General features: G+C 64.0%; 18 protein-coding genes and 1 tRNA gene. 15 read left to right on the forward strand and 4 right to left on the reverse strand.

Going from position 1 to position 18,291, the window contains the following annotated elements; all coding sequences use genetic code 11:
* Positions 1-138: 138 nt before the first annotated feature.
* Positions 139-231 (reverse strand) — tRNA-Ser (locus G8O24_RS12455).
* Positions 232-881: 650 nt separating this feature from the next.
* Between G8O24_RS12455 and G8O24_RS12460 the strand changes: the two genes are divergently transcribed.
* Positions 882-2,453, forward strand: a complete 1,572-nt coding sequence (locus G8O24_RS12460) for a porin (protein WP_188099603.1) — start codon at positions 882-884, stop codon at positions 2,451-2,453.
* A 391-nt stretch (positions 2,454-2,844) separates the two neighbouring features.
* Here G8O24_RS12460 and G8O24_RS12465 read toward each other — a convergent pair whose 3' ends face one another.
* Positions 2,845-5,259: a lytic transglycosylase domain-containing protein gene (locus tag G8O24_RS12465; protein ID WP_188099843.1), complete on the reverse strand. Its 2,415-nt coding sequence runs from the start codon at positions 5,257-5,259 to the stop codon at positions 2,845-2,847.
* A gap of 296 nt (positions 5,260-5,555) precedes the next feature.
* Between G8O24_RS12465 and dapA the strand changes: the two genes are divergently transcribed.
* The 4 genes from dapA to G8O24_RS12485 are packed head-to-tail and all read left to right on the forward strand — an operon-like array spanning position 5,556 to position 8,031.
* Entirely contained in the window at positions 5,556-6,446 is an 891-nt protein-coding gene (dapA, locus tag G8O24_RS12470; protein ID WP_188099605.1) for a 4-hydroxy-tetrahydrodipicolinate synthase, read from the forward strand.
* Positions 6,447-6,498: 52 nt separating this feature from the next.
* Entirely contained in the window at positions 6,499-6,912 is a 414-nt protein-coding gene (gene mscL, locus G8O24_RS12475; protein WP_188099845.1) for a large conductance mechanosensitive channel protein MscL, read from the forward strand.
* A 59-nt stretch (positions 6,913-6,971) separates the two neighbouring features.
* Positions 6,972-7,445 carry an SsrA-binding protein SmpB gene (gene smpB, locus G8O24_RS12480; RefSeq protein ID WP_024341117.1) on the forward strand — a complete coding sequence of 158 codons (474 nt, stop codon included), beginning with the start codon at positions 6,972-6,974 and terminating at the stop codon, positions 7,443-7,445.
* A 4-nt stretch (positions 7,446-7,449) separates the two neighbouring features.
* Complete coding sequence (locus G8O24_RS12485; RefSeq protein ID WP_188099607.1) at positions 7,450-8,031, forward strand: peroxiredoxin; 582 nt, start codon at positions 7,450-7,452, stop codon at positions 8,029-8,031.
* Here the strand turns inward: G8O24_RS12485 and G8O24_RS12490 are convergent.
* Positions 8,028-8,702 carry a uracil-DNA glycosylase gene (locus G8O24_RS12490; RefSeq protein WP_188099609.1) on the reverse strand — a complete coding sequence of 225 codons (675 nt, stop codon included), beginning with the start codon at positions 8,700-8,702 and terminating at the stop codon, positions 8,028-8,030. The two genes, G8O24_RS12485 and G8O24_RS12490, sit on opposite strands and share 4 nt — an antisense overlap.
* Positions 8,683-9,330, reverse strand: coding sequence for a LabA-like NYN domain-containing protein (locus G8O24_RS12495; protein WP_188099611.1), 648 nt, complete (start codon positions 9,328-9,330; stop codon positions 8,683-8,685). The genes G8O24_RS12490 and G8O24_RS12495 overlap by 20 nt, the downstream gene beginning before the upstream one ends.
* A 329-nt stretch (positions 9,331-9,659) precedes the next feature.
* On the opposite strand from G8O24_RS12495, the gene rpoZ reads away from it, so the two are divergent.
* From rpoZ to G8O24_RS12545, 10 genes are all read left to right on the forward strand, one after another.
* Positions 9,660-10,052, forward strand: coding sequence for a DNA-directed RNA polymerase subunit omega (gene rpoZ / locus G8O24_RS12500; protein ID WP_027522935.1), 393 nt, complete (start codon positions 9,660-9,662; stop codon positions 10,050-10,052).
* A gap of 208 nt (positions 10,053-10,260) precedes the next feature.
* Complete coding sequence (locus tag G8O24_RS12505; protein ID WP_188099612.1) at positions 10,261-12,546, forward strand: RelA/SpoT family protein; 2,286 nt, start codon at positions 10,261-10,263, stop codon at positions 12,544-12,546.
* A gap of 45 nt (positions 12,547-12,591) precedes the next feature.
* Positions 12,592-13,344 carry a pyridoxine 5'-phosphate synthase gene (locus G8O24_RS12510; RefSeq protein WP_188099614.1) on the forward strand — a complete coding sequence of 251 codons (753 nt, stop codon included), beginning with the start codon at positions 12,592-12,594 and terminating at the stop codon, positions 13,342-13,344.
* On the forward strand, positions 13,341-13,760 hold the full coding sequence (acpS, locus tag G8O24_RS12515) for a holo-ACP synthase (protein WP_188099616.1): 420 nt from the start codon (positions 13,341-13,343) through the stop codon (positions 13,758-13,760). Before G8O24_RS12510 ends, acpS begins: the two co-directional genes overlap by 4 nt.
* Before the next feature lie 250 nt (positions 13,761-14,010).
* Positions 14,011-14,775, forward strand: coding sequence for a signal peptidase I (lepB, locus tag G8O24_RS12520; RefSeq protein WP_188099618.1), 765 nt, complete (start codon positions 14,011-14,013; stop codon positions 14,773-14,775).
* Entirely contained in the window at positions 14,772-15,653 is an 882-nt protein-coding gene (gene rnc / locus G8O24_RS12525) for a ribonuclease III (RefSeq protein ID WP_188099620.1), read from the forward strand. Before lepB ends, rnc begins: the two co-directional genes overlap by 4 nt.
* Entirely contained in the window at positions 15,643-16,569 is a 927-nt protein-coding gene (gene era, locus G8O24_RS12530) for a GTPase Era (RefSeq protein WP_188099622.1), read from the forward strand. The genes rnc and era overlap by 11 nt, the downstream gene beginning before the upstream one ends.
* A 21-nt stretch (positions 16,570-16,590) precedes the next feature.
* Positions 16,591-16,971 carry a hypothetical protein gene (locus tag G8O24_RS12535; protein ID WP_188099624.1) on the forward strand — a complete coding sequence of 127 codons (381 nt, stop codon included), beginning with the start codon at positions 16,591-16,593 and terminating at the stop codon, positions 16,969-16,971.
* Between the two features lie 172 nt (positions 16,972-17,143).
* Positions 17,144-17,896: a DNA repair protein RecO gene (recO, locus tag G8O24_RS12540; protein ID WP_188099626.1), complete on the forward strand. Its 753-nt coding sequence runs from the start codon at positions 17,144-17,146 to the stop codon at positions 17,894-17,896.
* A gap of 100 nt (positions 17,897-17,996) precedes the next feature.
* The gene (locus G8O24_RS12545) at positions 17,997-18,275 is read left to right on the forward strand and encodes a hypothetical protein (protein WP_188099628.1); all 279 of its coding nucleotides are present in this window, start codon (positions 17,997-17,999) and stop codon (positions 18,273-18,275) included.
* The last annotated feature ends 16 nt before the right edge of the window (positions 18,276-18,291 follow it).

Raw genomic sequence — 18,291 nt, forward strand, 5'->3', positions numbered from 1 at the left:
GCCGAGCAATAATGGAGCCGCGCCATGAATGCGTGGAATGACCCTGAAACCCACGACAACCCGTTCGGCACGAGGTTGTCACCCATGTCTTAGGTACAACCTGTTACCTATGTCTTCAGGCCGGACAATGCGGGTGGGTGGCGGAGAGAGAGGGATTCGAACCCTCGATACAGCTTGAGACCGTATGACGCTTTAGCAAAGCGTTGCCTTCAGCCACTCGGCCACCTCTCCGGTGCCAGCCTTATGCATCTAATTGCTTGGGCCGGTCAATTTGGAAGCGTGTGTTTTCGTTCAAATATTCCCAACGAATTGCACCGGCCAGGATGTCCGCGCCGATTCCCGGGCGACTTCACCCTTATATAGAGTCTCCATGCCACCCATGAACGGCGGCTGGATTGTGCTTGTCCTGCCAGGAATCGCCGACAGATACAGGGCATTACACATCTCATTGAGTCCTCTTGCCGATTCCACGATTCGAGCGCGCGCGAGCTGTCTGTGTGCGTAAGTCGGCCTGCCAGCCGTCGGCCCGGAACTTTGGCGCCAAGTGGAACCGGTAAAAAAGATCAACAAGAACAGTATGTTGCAAGCAAGGCTCGATCACATCTGCGTGTTATTTGTGCAACACCTGCCGGAAAACAAACTTCATAGGCCCGTTTCGAAGCGTTCTCTTGTTGTGTGTGCAAGGACGTTCGGTAATTGTGAACGAGCGACGGAGGGGGGCATCCCAAGGTCGTCCCGTTTAGGTCTTTCGCTTAAGTCCCTCGCGTTCATGCGGGTGTGTCCGAAGACGCGAAGGTGGCCAAAGCGGTGATTTAGAGGGGGTTGGGGAATTGGCCGTTCGGGTCAGTGACCTTCCCTGAAGAGCAACTTGGAGGTTTAACATGAAGTTGGTTAAGAGCCTTTTGCTCGGCTCAGCGGCGGGTCTGATCGCCGTGGGCGGAGCTCAGGCAGCCGATCTCCCCGTGAAGGCCAAGGCGGTCGAATACGTGAAGATCTGCTCCCTGTACGGTGCGGGTTTCTACTATATCCCGGGCACCGACACCTGCATCAAGCTGGGTGGTTATCTGCGCGCTGAAGCCGCGCTGAACACCAACTCGGACTTCAGCGGTCAGCTCACGTCGAACAACGGTTCGCGCAACCGTCTGACGAACTACTACACTTTCCGCGCTCGTGAAGACCTGAACATCGACACGCGCACCGCCACCGAATACGGCGTTGTCCGTACCTTCTTCGACGGCGTGTTCTCGTGGACGACCGGTAACTATGCCGGCACCGGCAGCGCGACCGGCACGACCGCCTATAGCGGCACGCTGGCTCTGAACACCTCGGGTGCGACCCCGGCTCTCGTTGGTTCCTCGATCAACGGCACCGACGGCAACACCTCGGCCGGTTCGCTCGGCGTGTACTATGCCTTCATCCAGTTCGCTGGCTTCACGATGGGTAAGGCCGTGTCGCAGTTCGACGCGCCCTGGACCAACTATCCCGGCAACAACTTCGACTCTCTCCCCGGCGGTTCCGGCACGGTCACTGGTATCACGCAGTTCAGCTACACCGCTGACTTCGGCCAGGGCGTGACGGCTTCGTTCTCGGCGGAAGATCCGACCGCGTACATGCAGGCCGGCAACCTCAACATGACCGGCGCTTCGGCAACCGGCATGATCGGTGGTTCGTACGGCTCCAACGCCATCGGCGGTTCGCGTTCGCCGAACCTCGTCGGTGCGGTGCGTGTCGACCAGGCCTGGGGTCTGTTCCAGGCGTCGGTTGCGGCGCATGACAACCACGTTGCCTATTACGGCGCGACCGAGCCGACCGGCCACCCCGACGACAAGTGGGGTTGGGCAGTTCAGCTCGCTCTGTCGATCAAGAACATCCCGACCGGCGCGGGTGACACGATCAACATCCAGGGCGTCTACACCGACGGTGCGACCCGCTACAACTTCCAGAACCTCGCGGGCAGCACCTACTCGATGTTCGGCAGCTCGGGCACCGCTTACCAGAGCGTCGGCTTCGCCAATGCTCCGGACACGGTGTTCGTCACCGGCTCCTCGCAGGAGACGGTCAAGACCTGGGGCTTCCGTGGCGCTTACACCCACAACTGGGATCCCTACTGGAACACCTCGATCTACGGTGCTTACGCTCAGGCGCAGTTCGGCACCTTGGCTAAGACCACCCTCTGCGGCGCGACCGGAACCGGTGGCGTGTTCGGCGGCCTGGCTGGCGTGACGGGTTGTAACCCGGACTTCGCGGTTGGCTCGGTTGGTATCATCACCCGTTGGACCCCGGTCAAGAACCTCACGTTCTCGGCTGACCTCAACTGGCTCCGCGTCGACCAGAAGTACTCCGGCACCGTTGCTTACGCTGGCTCCGGCACCACCGCCAAGCCGGCTGCGGTTTACGAGCTGAAGGATCAGGACACGGTCACTCTGCTCCTCCGCGCCCAGCGCAACTGGTAAGTTCGGTCTAACGACCTGACGAGAGAGCCCCGGCGGGAAACCGCCGGGGCTTTTCTTTTGCGACCATTTCGAAACCCCTTGAGAGTGACGAAGCCTGCCGCTCTGTGTCGGCTGCATTCACCTAGACCGCTTGCACTTTCGATCAACGCGCGTTGCCGCGGGCGAGGCGCGGCCGAATGGGCTGGAACGTGACGGGCGACTGACGCGTCTATCTGGGTAGAACGCGCGGCCGTGAAGTCGCTCCGCCGAAGTGCTGGGGCCCGCGAGTCCCAGAAGACCTGCCAAAGCACGCCTGAGTTCATGTGCGGCGTTGCGAGGTGTCCAGTCAGGACACGGGGCGAGAGGCGACCGTGCCGCCGAGGCTCTGGTCCCGGCCGATGCGACGGTGCCGCTATTCCACGCTGCCGGCGCCGCGGCGCAGATCGGCCTCGATCTGCAACCGCGTGCCGCCGCCGAAGCGGGCGCGGTAGACCTGAAGATTCTCCATGATCCGCTGCACGTAATTGCGCGTCTCGGAGAAGGGGATGAGCTCGACCCAGTCGACCGCATCAACCTTGGGATCGCGCGGGTCGCCATAGCGGTCGATCCACTTCTTCACGCTGCCGCGGCCGGCATTGTAGGCCGCGAAGGTCATGATGTAGGAGCCGCGATAGTCCTCGAGCAGGCCGCCAAGCTCGGCGGCGCCGAGCGTGGCATTGTAGGACGAATCGTTCTTCAGCCGCGACAGGTCATAGGTCGCGCCGTGCCGCTTGCAGACATAGCGCGCGGCATCCGGCGTCACCTGCATCAGGCCATAGGCCTGCGCCGGCGAGACCACCGCGGGGTTGAATGCGCTTTCCTGCCGCGCGATGGCGTAGACGATGCTGCGTTCGACCTCGGGGCCGATCTGGGTGAACTGCGGAATGCCGTTGACGGGATAGGCGTAGAAATCGAACGGCAGGCCGCGATTGAGCGCGGCCTTGCCGAGCAGCAGCATGCCGCGCGCATCGCTATAGCGCTGGGTCAGCTCGCCGAGGCCGGTCAGCGCCTCAGGATCGCCGTTCTCGCCCATGTCGGCAAGCATCGGGACCGCCATCTCGCGCTCGTCGAGCTCGTAGAGCAGTTGCGCGGCACGCACGATCTCCAGCCGCTCGGCGCCGCGGCTGCGCGGCTGGCTGTTGAGCTCGATCTGCGGCAGGCCGAGCTTGGCGCGCGCGAGCTGGCCGTAATAGCTGGTCGACTGCTCGGCGGCGCGGGCATAGGCGTTGCGCGCTTCCTGCTGGCGGCCAGCGGCTTCGGCCGCGCGGCCCTGCCAATAGCCGGCACGCGCCAGCGTGGTCGGATTGACACTGCCGACACCGATCCGGGCAAAATGCTGGGCGGCGGCAGTCGGATCGTTGAGGAAGCGCAGCGCGATCCACCCCGCCGTGAACTCCTGCTCGGTCTTGTAGATGTCGCGCGAGGGCAGGGCCGCGTCGCGCGCGATCAGATAGGCGCTGCGGAAGTCCTCGGTGTCGATCATCTTGCGCGCCAGCAGACGCCGCTCGATCCACCATTCGTCGAGATTGTAGAGCCGGTTCGGATCCTTCGGCGCCGACAGCATCAACTGAGCCGCTTCGGCAAACTTCTCTTCGCGGCGCAGCAGCTGGATCTTGCTGAAGATGAAGCCGGGATCGCTGTGCAGCTCGCGCGGGACTTCTTCGAGCAGCGCGCGTGTGTTGGGCGCCTTCTTGAAGGAGGCGATACGGGCTTTCGCAAGCGCGACATAGCCGGCGCCGAGCCGCTTGGCCGCGCGCAGCGCAGCCTCGTGCTCGCTGCCATAGAGCAGCGTGTCCATCCGCGCCTTCTGGTCACCCGGCGTGAGCAACGCGCCGAATTGATCGAGCGCGTTGTTCTCCGTGTCTTCCGACATCGGATCGCTGCGCCAGGCCTCCCGCACCAGCCGCTCGGCATTGGCGCGATCGCCGCGCGCCAGCATCGCCTTGGCGAGCACGAAGCGGCCCTTGGCCGACACAGGGGATTCGTTCTCGAACCAGGACCAGCCGACCGAATCGTCGCGCCGATCGTCCCACATCGCCGCTTCAAGGCGTCGGCGCAGGAAGGTCTGCGACGGCCAGCTCGGATTGGCGGAGAGGAAGGCGCGGTAGCGCTCGGCGCTGGCGCCGTTGTCCTCGCTGCGCAGGATGATCCATTCCGCCAGTTTTCGTGCGACCGGATCCGCAATCGAATCGGCGTAGCTGGTGGCGTCGCCCGGCTTGCGCTTGCGCACCGCCTCGATGATGTTCTCCAGCGTGTCCTTGTCGGCCTGCGAGGTCGACGAGGTCGCAGCGACCGCGGCTGGCGTGACCGGTTTGCGCGGCGCGGCGTGCTGACGGGTCGCGGGCGCCAGCACAGGCGTCGCGACAGGTCTGGTGGAGACAGGGGCCGGGGCGGAAGGTCTCACGGTGGCCGTCACTGCCGGCGCGGCCTGGTCGGGAGCATTGGCAGTTGGTCGGGATTTCGGCGCCGGGGCTGCAGCCGCGGGCTTCGGCTTGTCCTTCGCTGCGTCCTTGCCGATATCTTTCCCCGCAGGTTTCGCAGCATTCTTGGAAGCGGTCTTCGCGGCATCCTTCGCTGGGGCTGCCGCCTTGCTCGCGCCCTTGGTTGTATCCTTGACTGTTTCCTTGGCCGATCCCTTCGAAGCGTCCTTCGCGGGCTGCTTGGCGGCCGGCTTCGCGGTTCCCTTCGCGTTTCCATTGGTGGCTTGCTTGGCCGGTTCCTTTGCACCGTCCTCGGCGGTCTCGCCGGACTTGGCCAAAGCGACGCAGCCCATCGACAGGCCGGCCATCACGCAGAAGGCCAGACCGGCAGATCGCCAAGCGGCGCGGGAGAAGGAGGTCACGGCGGTTCGTCGCCCCGAATCAGTCAATTGGCTCAAGACCTATCTGTACAAGATCTGGCTGTATTTGATTGAATATGCGGACAAAATACCAACAGCCGCTTACCGCCGCCGGGTTTGCACCACCACCACGGCAAAATCGCGGCTTAAACGGTGCGTCACACGGATGCAGCCCTTTTACCGGCCGGATAGACCCGATAAGAATGGGGCTTGCTCTAAAATCACGCCGCGTACGGAGGAAGTCCATGGCAGCCAAGACGAAATTCCGGGGATCGTTCACCGCCTTGGTCACGCCGTTCAAGAATGGCTCGCTGGACGAGGCGGCATTCCGGTCGCTGGTCAATTGGCAGATCTCCGAGGGGACCAATGGCCTGGTCCCGGTCGGCACCACCGGCGAGAGCCCGACGCTGAGCCATGACGAGCACAAGAAGGTCGTCGAATGGTGCATCGAGGAGGCCAAGGGCCGCGTGCCCGTGATCGCCGGCGCAGGCTCGAACTCGACCAAGGAAGCCATCGAGCTCGCCCAGCACGCCGAGAAGGCCGGCGCCAATGCCGTGCTGGTGGTGACGCCCTACTACAACAAGCCGACCCAGGAGGGCATGTACCAGCACTTCAAGGCGATCAACGATGCGATCGGCATCCCGATCATCATCTACAACATCCCGCCGCGCTCGGTGATCGACATGTCGGTCGACACCATGAAGCGGCTGTGGGAGCTGAAGAACATCGCCGGCGTCAAGGACGCCACCGCCAGCATGGTGCGGGTGTCGCAGCAGCGCGCCGCGATGGGCGAAGACTTCAACCAGCTCTCCGGAGAGGACGCCACCATCATCGGCTACATGGCCCATGGCGGCCATGGCTGCATCTCGGTGACCTCCAATGTCGCGCCGCGCCTGTGCGCGGAGTTCCACGCGGCCTGGCAGAAGGGCGACACCAAGGCGGCGCTCGCGATCCACGACAAGCTGATGCCGCTGCACAATAACCTGTTCATCGAGAGCAATCCGGCGCCGATCAAATACGCGATGTCGCTGCTCGGCAAGCTGGACGAAACGCTGAGGCTGCCGATGGTCCCGGTGTCCGAGCCGACCCGCGCGGCCGTGCGCAGCGCGATGGTTCACGCCGGCCTGGTCAACTGACGCGTTTGCCTATCGGGAGCCGTTCATGAGTGTCGATGAAAAAGGCATGCGGATGCTCAAGGAGTTCCGCGAGTTTGCCATGAAGGGCAATGTCGTCGACCTCGCAGTCGGCGTTATCATCGGCGCGGCCTTCGGTGCGATCGTCACTTCGCTGGTCGGTGATATCATCATGCCGATCATCGGCGCCGCGACCGGCGGTCTCGACTTCTCGAACTACTTCATCCCCTTGTCGAAAGCGGTGACAGCCACCAACTTAGCGGATGCGAAAAAGCAGGGCGCTGTGCTTGCTTACGGCAGTTTCCTGACGCTGACGATCAACTTCATCATCGTCGCCTTCGTGCTGTTCCTGGTGATCCGCGCCATGAACACATTGAAGCGCAAGGAGGAGACCAAGCCAGCCGAGCCGCCGAAGCCTTCCGCGGAGGTCGTGCTGCTGACCGAGATCCGCGATCTCCTCAAGAAGTGACGCGCGCGCTTCATCCGAGCTGATAAGTTCCCCGCGTATCTCGATCAGGTTTGTTGTCCATGGCCGATAAGAACGAACGTCCGATCAAGGTCATGGCGGAAAATCGCAAGGCCCGCTTCAACTATGCCATCGAGGATACGATCGAGGCGGGGATTGCGCTCACCGGAACCGAGGTGAAATCGATCCGCAACGGCAAGAGCACGATTGCGGAATCCTACGCCGACTCCAAGAACGGCGAGATCTGGCTGATCAACGCCACCATTCCCGAATACCTCCAAGGCAACCGGTTCAACCACGAGCCCAAGCGGCCACGAAAGCTGCTGCTGCACCGCCGGCAGATCAACAAGTTGATGGGCGCGGTCGATCGCGAAGGCATGACGCTGATTCCGCTTAAGCTGTATTTCAACGAGCGCGGGCGCGCCAAGCTGCAACTCGCAGTTGCGAAAGGCAAGAAGCTGCACGATAAGCGCGAGAGCGAGAAGAAGCGCGACTGGAGCCGGGAGAAGGGCCGGCTGATGCGGGCGAGGGGATAGCGGGATGACTCAGAAGAACCTGCTCGAGGTGGATTGGAGCCAGATTCCCGCGCCTGTCGACGATGGCGGTGCCGCGCATCTGAAGGGCCTGATGCTCCCTGCGATCAGCCTGCTCGCCACCGACGACACCTCGGTCAATCTGTCGGCGCTCCCCGGCCGCACCGTGGTGTTCGCCTATCCGCGCACCGGCGAGCCGGGCAAGATTGGGCTGGTCGACGACTGGGACATGATCCCGGGCGCGCGGGGATGCACGCCGCAGACCTGTGCGTTTCGCGACCTGTTCGCCGAGCTGAAGACGGCCGGTGCCGCGCAGGTGTTTGGCCTCTCGACCCAGAGCAACGCCTATCAGACCGAGATGGCCTCGCGGCTGCATCTGCCGTTCCCGGTGCTGTCGGACGAGAAGCTGGCGCTCACGCGCGCCCTCAATCTGCCGACCATGGCGGTCGCTGGCCTCATCCTGATCAAGCGACTCGCGCTTGTGATCGACGATGCCAGGATCAAGCATGTGTTTTACCCGGTGTTTCCGCCCGACCGGAATGCCGGCGATGTGCTGGACTGGCTGAAGGCCAATCCTGTCGAGGCTTAGTCGAGGTCGGCTTTCACCTTGGCGAAGACGCTGCGGAACATGTCGGTCGTCAGCACGCCCGTGTTCGTGTTGTAGCGGGAGCAATGATAGCTGTCGTACAGCTTGAACCGGCCTGCCTGATGCACGGCGCCGTGGCCGAAGGGCGCTTGCGAGGCCTTCAGCCCGAGCGGCTTGAGCACGCTGTCGTGCGCAATCCGCCCGAGCGCGACGATCGCGCGCAGCTTCGGCATCGTTTCGAGATTCGCGACGAGAAACTGGCGGCAGGTGTTGATCTCGACCGGCAGCGGCTTGTTCTGCGGCGGCACGCAATGCACGGCATTGGCGATCCGGCAGTCGGCCAGCTTCAAGCCGTCATCGGGACGGGCCTGGTAGCTGCCCTTGGCAAATCCGTATTCGAGCAGCGTGGCGTAGAGCAGGTCGCCGGCGTAGTCGCCGGTGAAGGGGCGGCCCGTCCGGTTGGCGCCCTGCATCCCAGGCGCAAGACCGACGATAAGGAGGCGCGCGGTGATGTCGCCGAAAGGCGCGACCGGAGCATTGTGCCACAACGGCTCACGCGCGCGGTTCGCCTCGCGAAAGGCGACCAGGCGCGGGCAGAGCGGACAGTCACGGTCGGGGACGAGGGCGGAAGCCCGGCGGCTTGGCCGGGCCGCCTCACTCCTCGAAATCGTCATCGCTCCTCGGCGCCATCGTGGTCGCGCGCTGGAGGAACTGCGGGGCGTGGTGGCGTCCCTCGCCACGCTCGCCGCGATCACGCGGGGCCGGGCGCTCGGACGGGTCGCGGCCCAGCTTGGACTGCAATTCCACGAGATCGGTGAAGACATCGGCCTGGCGGCGCAGCTCGTCGGCGATCATCGGAGGCTGGCTGGCGATGGTCGAAACCACCGTGACCCGGACCCCGCGGCGCTGCACGGCTTCGACCAGCGACCGGAAGTCGCCGTCGCCCGAGAACAGCACCATCTGATCGATGTGCTCGGCGAGCTCCATGGCATCCACGGCAAGCTCGATGTCCATGTTGCCCTTCACCTTGCGGCGGCCGGAGGCATCGATGAATTCCTTGGTCGCCTTGGTGACGACGGTGTAGCCGTTGTAGTCGAGCCAATCGATCAGGGGGCGTATCGAGGAATATTCCTGATCCTCGATGATCGCCGTGTAGTAGAACGCCCGCAGCAGTGTCCCGCGGCTCTGAAATTCCTTCAGAAGGCGCTTGTAGTCGATGTCGAAGCCGAGAGTTTTCGCCGTTGCGTAAAGATTGGCCCCGTCGATGAAGAGCGCGATCTTGTTGGTAGGGGAAGGTGACATTCAGTTTGCTCGCGTAGTGTGTTCGTGATTGATCGTTTTATTGTTGGCGCGACGGCAGCGTGCCGCGCATTCAAAGTGCTGCCAAAACCCGTCGAAACCGCAATCCGGAGAAGTCGGGGCAATCAAGGTATAGTTATGGCGGCCCTGCCTACACCCGGCGCCGCCCACAATGGCAGCCCGGGAGACCGCCCATCCCAGCCCCAATGTGGGGGTAGCAGAGCCGTTTGGCGAGGCCAAATCACAAATTGGCCTTGCGAAATTGCCCCGGCCCCTATAACTAGCCCCGATCATCCACATATTTCGTCCCACCCACAACGGAGCGACAGTCCATGGCTCGCGTCACCGTAGAAGATTGTATCGACAAGGTCGACAACCGGTTTGACCTGGTCCTGCTGGCCGCCCACCGTGCCCGCATGATTTCGTCCGGCTCACAACTAACGGTTGACCGCGATAACGACAAGAACCCTGTTGTATCCTTGCGCGAAATCGCCGACCAGACCATTTCGCCGGAAGACCTCCGCGAGGAGCTGGTCCACTCCCTGCAGAAGTTCGTCGAGGTGGATGAGCCCGAGCCGGACACTGTGCCGCTGATCGGTTCCGCCGGCGCCAGCGTCGATGCTGACGATACCGAAGTGGCTGTGGAGCGCATGACCGAAGAGGAACTCCTGAAGGGCCTCGAAGGCCTCGCGCCGCCGGAAGAGCAGCCCGAAGAGGACGAGTGATCGTCTTACTCGCGATCGTCGAATTCTTGTGATCTTATCAGAGGCCCGAACCCGCGTTCGGGCCTTTGCTTTTGTTGGCGTTTTCGTGGTTACCATAGCATTGCCTGATCGCACCGCGCCAGTCACCGAATTGATCGGCAGCGCCTGCGATCGGAGCTTAGGATGTATACAACGGGCCGTTTGACGGTTCGTTTGAAGGCAGGACGGCATGGTGTATCGACGCCGCAGATCAACGCAGATGCAGGCCGCATCCGAATCGGTCGCCGTGGCCCCGACTGCGCCAGTGGCGCGGCCAGCGAAGCCGCGCGCGCGGATGATGCGTCAATATGATCTCGTCGAGCGCGTCCGGTCCTACAATCCGAACACCAATGAGGACCTGCTGAACCGCGCCTATGTCTATGCCATGAAGGCGCATGGTTCGCAGACCCGCGCCTCGGGCGACCCGTATTTCTCCCACCCACTCGAAGTGGCGGCGATTCTCACCGACCTGAAGCTTGACGATGCCACCATCGTCGCCGCGCTGCTGCACGACACGATCGAGGACACCGAAGCCACGCGCGCCGAGATCGATCAGCTGTTCGGCCCCGAGATCGGTGCGCTGGTCGAGGGGCTGACCAAGCTGAAGCGGCTCGAGCTGGTGTCGCGCGAGGCCAAGCAGGCCGAGAACCTGCGCAAATTGTTGCTGGCCATTGCCGACGATGTCCGGGTGCTGCTGGTCAAGCTCGCCGACCGCCTGCACAACATGCGCACGCTTGACTTCGTGCCCACCGAATCGCGCCGGCGCATCGCCGAGGAGACGCTCGACATCTACGCACCGCTCGCCGGGCGCATGGGCATGCAGGAAATGCGCGAGGAGCTGGAGGATCTGTCCTTCCGTACCCTCGATCCCGAAGCCTATTCGGTGGTGATGCAGCGGCTCGATGCGCTGGCCGAGCGCAATCGCAATCTGATCGGAGAGATCGAGGACCAGCTCTCCAACAATCTGCGCCACCGCGGCCTGGGGGCGCGGGTCTATGGCCGCCGCAAGAAGCCGTTCTCGATCTGGACCAAGATGGAGCGCAAGTCGGTCGGCTTCGAGCAGCTGTCCGACATCTTCGGCTTCCGCGTCGTCGTGAACGACATCGAGGCCTGCTATCGCGCGCTCGGTATCGTCCACACCACCTGGCCGGTCGTGCCGGGGCGTTTCAAGGACTACATCTCGACACCGAAGCAGAACGACTATCGCTCGATCCACACCACAGTGATCGGCCCCGGCAACCAGCGCGTCGAGCTGCAGATCCGCACCGAGGCGATGGACCAGATCGCCGAGCGCGGCATCGCTGCGCACGTCTTCTACAAGGAGGGCGTAGGCTCGCCGACCGAGTTCCTCAAGCGCGAGTCGAATGCGTTCGCCTGGTTGCGCCACACCATCGGCATCCTCTCGGAGAGCGCCAACCCGGAAGAATTTCTCGAGCACACCAAGCTCGAGCTGTTCCACGACCAGGTGTTCTGCTTCACCCCGAAAGGCAAGCTCATCGCGCTGCCGCGCCATGCCAATGTGATCGACTTCGCCTATGCCGTGCATACCGACGTCGGCAACAGCGCCGTGGGGTGCAAGATCAACGGCAAGTTCGCGCCGCTGTCCTCGGAGCTCCAGAACGGCGACGAAGTCGAGGTGCTGACCTCGGAAGCGCAATCGGCGCCGCCGTCGGCCTGGGAAACGCTCGCCGTCACCGGCAAGGCGCGCGCCGCGATCCGCCGTGCCACGCGCACCGCGGTGCGCGACCAGTATGTCGGCCTTGGCCGGCGCATCGTCGAGCGCCTGTTCGAGCGTGCCAAGATCGAATATGCCGACGACAAGCTCAAGGGCGCGCTGCCGCGGTTGGCGCGCACCTCGATCGAGGACGTCATGGCGGCTGTGGGGCGCGGCGAGATCAAGGCTTCCCACGTCGCACGCGCGATGTATCCGGATTACAAGGAGGAGCGCGTCGCGCGCTACGGCGTCAAGAAGGGGCTTGCCGCCAAGCTCAAGGAAAAATCGCCGGAGCCGTCGCGCAGCCCGGTTGCGATTCCCATTGGTGGCAACAATTCCGATCTTCCGGTGAAGTTCGCGCCGAACGGCGGCGCCGTGCCCGGCGATCGCATCGTCGGCATCGTCACGCCGGGCGAGGGGATCACGATCTATCCGATCCAGTCGCCGGCGCTGAAGGATTTCGAGGACGAGCCGGAGCGCTGGCTCGATGTGCGCTGGGACATCGAGGACTCTGCGCCGCAGCGCTTCCCGGCGCGCATCAAGGTCGAGAACGTCAACGAGCCCGGCGCGCTGGCGCAGATCGCCACCGTGATCGCCGAGCACGACGGCAATATCGACAATATCAGCATGCAGCGCCGCTCGCCCGACTTCACGGAGACGACGATCGATCTCGAAGTCTACGATCTCAAGCATTTGAGCGCGATCCTGGCCCAGCTCCGCGCCAAGGCGGTCGTCGCCAAAGTCGAACGTGTTAATGGATAGGCGTCTGTCGCATCCGCCTGTTTCTCCGACCTCGTGAGTCCCGAAATGCCTGCATCTCCGCTCCGCCTCGGCGTCAATATCGATCATGTCGCGACCGTCCGTAACGCCCGCGGCGGCCGCCATCCCGATCCGGTCCGCGCCGCGCTGCTGGCGATCGAAGCCGGCGCCGACGGCATCACCGCGCATTTGCGCGAGGACCGCCGGCACATCCGCGACGAGGACATGGCGCGGCTGAAGGCCGAGATCTCCAAGCCGCTGAATTTCGAGATGGCGGCCACCGACGACATGATGCGCATCTCGCTCGCCACCAGGCCGCACGCGGTGTGTCTGGTGCCGGAGCGCCGCCAGGAGGTGACGACCGAGGGCGGCCTCGACGTTGTCGGCCAGCACAACGCGCTGGCGCCCTATATCGCGCGGCTGAACGATGCCGGCATCCGCGTCTCGCTGTTCATCGCAGCCGATCCCGCGCAGATCGAGATGGCGGCGCGCCTGCGCGCGCCCGTGATCGAGATCCACACCGGGGCCTGGTGCGATGCCGTCACCGACGGCCACACCGAGAAGGCCGAGGCCGAATGGCGGCGGATCGTGGCGGGGGTGAAGGTCGCCAAGAACGCTGGCCTCGAGGTTCATGCCGGCCACGGGCTCGACTATGCCACGGCCGAGACGATCGCCGCGCTGCCCGAGATCATGGAGCTCAACATCGGCTACTACATGATCGGCGAGGCGCTGTTCGTCGGCCTTGCGGAGACCGTGCGCAAGATGCGCGCCGCGATGGACCGCGGCCGGAGCCGGGCATGATCATCGGCATCGGCTCCGACCTGATCGACATCACCCGCGTCGGCAAGGTGATCGAACGCCACGGCGAGCGTTTCCTCGACCGCATTTTCACCGCGGCCGAGCGGGCCAAGGCGGAGCGGCGGGCCAAGAACGAGAAGATGGTGGTGGCGACCTACGCCAAGCGCTTTGCCGCCAAGGAGGCCTGCTCCAAGGCGCTCGGCACCGGCATCCGGCAGGGGGTCTGGTGGCGCGACATGGGGGTGGTCAACCTGCCGGGCGGGAAGCCCTCGATGCGGCTGACCGGGGGGGCGCTGGCCCGGCTCCAGGCCCTGACGCCTGATGGCTTCGAGGCGCAGATCGACCTGTCGATCACCGACGACTGGCCGCTGGCACAGGCCTTCGTGATCATTTCGGCCGTCCCGCAAGCCAAGCCCTGAGCGCCTGATAGGCATTTTATAATTCTTGATTGATATCAATTGCTTATGAAGTTTCGATGGGAATCCTTGATTGCGCGGCCAGCGACAACCGTCTAAAAGTCCGCGGACGCAAATCAGGCTGGGCGAATTCGGCTTTACGCCGGAATTAGCCCTCACTATCAGAATCAGGACAATCTCCTTGAGCCGCGAACCGGCGGGCTGTTCGCGGGAGGAGGGCGTTCTGTGACCGCCGGCCGGAATTGAGAGAGCAATGAGCGTGACTTCGGGAACGAAAACTGAAAGCGGCGTCGGCGAAACGGTCCGGGTCGTGATCCATGCTCTTCTGATCGCGCTGGTGATCCGCACCTTCCTGTTCCAGCCGTTCAACATCCCGTCCGGCTCGATGAAGGCGACGCTGCTGGTCGGCGACTATCTGTTCGTCTCGAAATATTCCTACGGCTACAGCCACTATTCGATCCCGTTCTCGCCGCCGCTGTTCTCGGGGCGGATCTGGGGCTCGGATCCGAACCGCGGCGACATCGTCGTGTTCCGGCTGCCGAAGGACGACTCCACCGACTACATCAAGCGTGTGATCGGCCTTCCCGGCGACCACATCCAGATGAAGGACGGGCTGCTCTACATCAACGACGTCCCGGTCGAGCGCCAGCGCATGAGCGAGTATGTCGGCGAGGATCCGTGCGGCTCCGAGGGCGGCGGCATCTCGCGCGTGAAGCGCTGGAAGGAGACGCTGCCGAACGGCGTTTCCTACGAGACGCTCGATTGTGCCGACAACGGCTACATGGACAACACCAACGTCTACACCGTGCCATCAGGCCATTTCTTCATGATGGGCGACAACCGCGACAACTCCACCGACAGCCGCTTCCTCGGCCAGGTCGGCTACGTGCCGGCGGAAAATCTGATCGGCCGCGCGCAGATGATCTTCTTCTCCATCGGCGAAGGCGAGCATGCCTGGATGTTCTGGCGCTGGCCATGGTCGGTGCGCTGGAGTCGCTTCTTCAAAATCGTCCGATGAAAGACGAAGCCAAGGATATCGCGACCCAATCGATCGACGCGCAAGCCGCCCCTGAGGGCGAAGCTGCAACCAAGACGCCTGCGAGTAAGGCTTCCGAGAGCAAGGCGCCCGAAACCAGGGCGCCTGCGAAGAAGAAGCGGACGCGCAGCAGCAAGGCCAAGGACAAGGCGAAGGCTGCGGCCGACGCCAATGCTGCGCTCGAGGCGCGGATCGGCCACAGCTTCACGGACCCGAACCTCTTGATGCAGGCGATTACGCATGTCTCGGCGCTGAAGTCCGGGCGCAAGCGCGGCGACAGCTACCAGCGGCTGGAGTTCCTCGGCGACCACGTGCTCGGGCTTGTCGTCTCCGACATGCTGTATCACGCCTATCCGAATGCCGATGAGGGCGAGCTGTCCAAGCGACTTGCCGAGCTCGTGCGCAAGGAAAGTTGCGCCGACGTTGCCAAGTCGCTCGGCCTGCTCGACGACATCAAGCTCGGCTCGGTCGGCTCCAGCGCCGACGCCCGCCTGCGCAAATCCATCCTCGGTGACATCTGCGAAGCGGTGATTGGTGCGATCTTCCTCGACGGCGGCCATGCGGCGGCGGACGAGTTCGTCAAGCGCAATTGGACCGAGCGCATGCACAAGCCGCGGCGTCCGTTGCGCGATCCCAAGACCGTGCTGCAGGAATGGGCGCAGGGGAAGGGATTGCCGACGCCCGTTTACCGCGAGGTCGAGCGCACCGGCCCGCACCACGATCCGCAGTTCCGTGTCGCCGTCGACTTGCCGGGGCTCGCGCCGGCCGAAGGCATCGGCGGCAGCAAGCGCGCGGCGGAGAAAGTAGCAGCTTCAGTGATGATCGAACGTGAAGGCGTTGGCGGCGGCAATGACGGCTGAAACGAGCGGCGAGGTGCCGACCGCGACGCGCTGCGGCTTCGTTGCGCTAATCGGCGCGCCCAATGTCGGCAAGTCCACGCTGGTCAATGCGCTGGTCGGAGCCAAGGTCACGATCGTCTCGCGCAAGGTGCAGACCACGCGCGCGCTGATCCGCGGCATCGTGATCGAGAACAATGCGCAGATCATTCTGGTCGACACGCCAGGCATCTTCCTGCCCAAGCGAAGGCTCGACCGCGCCATGGTCTCGACCGCCTGGAGCGGGGCGCATGATGCTGACCTCGTCTGCGTGCTGCTCGACGCCAAGACCGGGATCGACGAGGAGGCCGAGGCCATCCTCGCCAAGGCGGCCAGCGTCAATCACGACAAGATCCTGGTCATCAACAAGGTCGACCTGGTCCAGCGCGAGAAGCTCCTGGCGCTGGCGCAGGCCGCCAACGAGCGCATGAAGTTCGCGCGAACCTTCATGATCGCGGCGATCTCGGGCGACGGCGTCGACGACGTCCGCAAGACTCTCGCCGAGATGGTGCCGCCGGGACCGTATCTCTACCCCGAGGACCAGATGTCGGACGCGCCGATGCGGCAGCTGGCGGCCGAGATCACGCGCGAGAAGATCTATCAGAAGCTGCACCAGGAATTGCCCTATCAATCCACGGTCGAGACCGACAAGTGGGAGGAACGCAAGGACAAGTCGGTGCGCATCGAGCAGACGATCTTCGTCGAGCGCGAGAGCCAGCGCAAGATCGTGCTCGGCAAGGGCGGCGCCACCATCAAGTCGATCGGCGCGGATTCGCGCAAAGAACTGATGCAGATCCTGGACGTGCCGGTGCATCTGTTCCTGTTCGTGAAGGTGCGCGAGAACTGGGGTGACGACCCCGATCGCTACCGCGAGATGGGCCTGGAATTTCCCAAAGAATAAGCAAGAACAGATCGGTCTTTTATGAGCGTGCCTCGCAACGTCCAGCGCTTCGAAGCGCTGCTGTACGCATCGCTGATGCTGGACTCCTTGTCGGTGGCGGTGCAGGACCGCACGCCCACCGTCGAGACAACCGAGCAGATGATCATGACGGCGACGCTGCTCGCCGGCGGGATGATCCTGCTGCTGGTCTATTTCGTCTGGCTGGCCGCGCATGGCCGCAAGAACTGGCCACGCTGGGTGCTGGCCGCGGCGTTGGCGCTGTCGGTGATCTCGCTCGGCCAGATCCTCGGCGAGAAGGGCCTCGAGCTCGACAGCGCCATCGAGATCATCTCCTGCGCCCTGACGGCGTTCGGGCTGTATTTCTCGTTTACCGGCGACGCGCAGGGCTGGTTCAACGCGTGACGGCCTCGTGTCCCGGACCAGGTGCAGCGCGTCAGCGCTGCGCCGCAGAGCCGGGACACGAGGAGTGCGCGGAGAGGTGGGCCCCGGCTCGGCAATGCGCCGCTTGCGCGCCGCGTTTTGTCCGGGGCACGAGTGCGTGCGAGAGGCACTGGAATCCTGTAGAGTCACGCCCATGGAATGGACCGACGAGGGCATCGTGCTGGGCGTGCGGCGGCATGGCGAAAGCAGCGCCATCGTCGAGCTCTTGACGCGCCAGCATGGAAGGCATCTCGGTCTGGTGCGTGGCGGCGCCAGTTCGCGGCTGCGGCCGCTGCTGCAGCCCGGTAACAGCGTCAGCGCGGTTTGGCGGGCGCGGCTCGACGAGCATCTCGGCACCTATGCGATCGAGGGATTGAAGCTGCGCGCGGCAACGTTGCTGGGATCCTCGCATGGCGTCTACGGCGTCACCCATTTGGCCTCGATTGCGCGGCTCCTTCCCGAGCGCGATCCGCACGAGGAGATCTTTGCGCTGCTCGAGCATTCGCTGGACGATTTCGACGATATCGGCAGCGCCGCCGTGCATCTCATCCATTTCGAGCTGGCGATGCTCGCCGAACTCGGCTTCGGGCTGGCGCTGGAAAACTGCGCGGTGACCGGCGAGACCAATGATCTGATCTACGTCTCGCCAAAATCCGGCGGTGCGGTGTCGCGCGGCGCGGGCGAGCCCTGGCGCGACCGGTTGCTGCGGCTGCCGCCGTTTCTGCGCCACGGTGAAACGGCCGATGACCTCACCGATGAGGATCTCCAGGACGGCTTTCGGCTCACCGGCCTGTTCCTGCTGCGTCACGTGCTGGAGCCGCGGGGCCAGGCCCATTCGGACGCGCGCGCCGGCTTCATCAATGCGCTGATCCGGCAGCAGGCCAAGGCGGCGCTTGGCGCGCCATGAGCTGGTCGCGCGTCTGCATTGTCTGACGACATGGTGTTCCCGGGGAACGAAATAGGGTTCTCTGCGTCGGCCGGGCAGGTTCCGCAAGGGGGCAGCCCACATGTTGATCAGGGGTTTCGCGCTGACCGCGGCGTTGCTGGCTTTTGCGCCCGACGCGATGGCCGGCGAGCCGCAACCGGGCGTGTTTCGAAGGGCCTCCTGCACCGTGGTCCGGTACTATGTGGCGAAATATTCCGCTGCGGCGGCAGAGACATGGGCGCGCTCCCACGGCGCAACCGATGCCGAAATCGAGGCGGCCCGCCGCTGCGTGGCCAACATGCCGGCGACGCCTCCGGCCAAGGTCGAGCCGACAGTGACCGCCGGCTGGGCAGGGCAGTAGAAGCCCACAGGGAACA

The organism is Bradyrhizobium campsiandrae (genome assembly GCF_014529705.1).
Classification (GTDB): domain Bacteria; phylum Pseudomonadota; class Alphaproteobacteria; order Rhizobiales; family Xanthobacteraceae; genus Bradyrhizobium; species Bradyrhizobium campsiandrae.

Coding starts and splice junctions, on each gene's coding strand:
- G8O24_RS12495 (WP_188099611.1), bottom strand. CDS start 9,330: ATGTCACCTTCCCCTACCAACAAGATCGCGCTCTTCATCGACGGGGCC.
- era (WP_188099622.1), top strand. CDS start 15,643: ATGACGGCTGAAACGAGCGGCGAGGTGCCGACCGCGACGCGCTGCGGC.
- G8O24_RS12490 (WP_188099609.1), bottom strand. CDS start 8,702: ATGACGATTTCGAGGAGTGAGGCGGCCCGGCCAAGCCGCCGGGCTTCC.
- mscL (WP_188099845.1), top strand. CDS start 6,499: ATGCTCAAGGAGTTCCGCGAGTTTGCCATGAAGGGCAATGTCGTCGAC.
- recO (WP_188099626.1), top strand. CDS start 17,144: ATGGAATGGACCGACGAGGGCATCGTGCTGGGCGTGCGGCGGCATGGC.
- G8O24_RS12510 (WP_188099614.1), top strand. CDS start 12,592: ATGCCTGCATCTCCGCTCCGCCTCGGCGTCAATATCGATCATGTCGCG.
- rnc (WP_188099620.1), top strand. CDS start 14,772: ATGAAAGACGAAGCCAAGGATATCGCGACCCAATCGATCGACGCGCAA.
- G8O24_RS12535 (WP_188099624.1), top strand. CDS start 16,591: ATGAGCGTGCCTCGCAACGTCCAGCGCTTCGAAGCGCTGCTGTACGCA.
- acpS (WP_188099616.1), top strand. CDS start 13,341: ATGATCATCGGCATCGGCTCCGACCTGATCGACATCACCCGCGTCGGC.
- G8O24_RS12545 (WP_188099628.1), top strand. CDS start 17,997: ATGTTGATCAGGGGTTTCGCGCTGACCGCGGCGTTGCTGGCTTTTGCG.
- smpB (WP_024341117.1), top strand. CDS start 6,972: ATGGCCGATAAGAACGAACGTCCGATCAAGGTCATGGCGGAAAATCGC.
- G8O24_RS12485 (WP_188099607.1), top strand. CDS start 7,450: ATGACTCAGAAGAACCTGCTCGAGGTGGATTGGAGCCAGATTCCCGCG.
- dapA (WP_188099605.1), top strand. CDS start 5,556: ATGGCAGCCAAGACGAAATTCCGGGGATCGTTCACCGCCTTGGTCACG.
- G8O24_RS12505 (WP_188099612.1), top strand. CDS start 10,261: ATGGTGTATCGACGCCGCAGATCAACGCAGATGCAGGCCGCATCCGAA.
- lepB (WP_188099618.1), top strand. CDS start 14,011: ATGAGCGTGACTTCGGGAACGAAAACTGAAAGCGGCGTCGGCGAAACG.
- G8O24_RS12465 (WP_188099843.1), bottom strand. CDS start 5,259: ATGGCCGGCCTGTCGATGGGCTGCGTCGCTTTGGCCAAGTCCGGCGAG.
- G8O24_RS12460 (WP_188099603.1), top strand. CDS start 882: ATGAAGTTGGTTAAGAGCCTTTTGCTCGGCTCAGCGGCGGGTCTGATC.
- rpoZ (WP_027522935.1), top strand. CDS start 9,660: ATGGCTCGCGTCACCGTAGAAGATTGTATCGACAAGGTCGACAACCGG.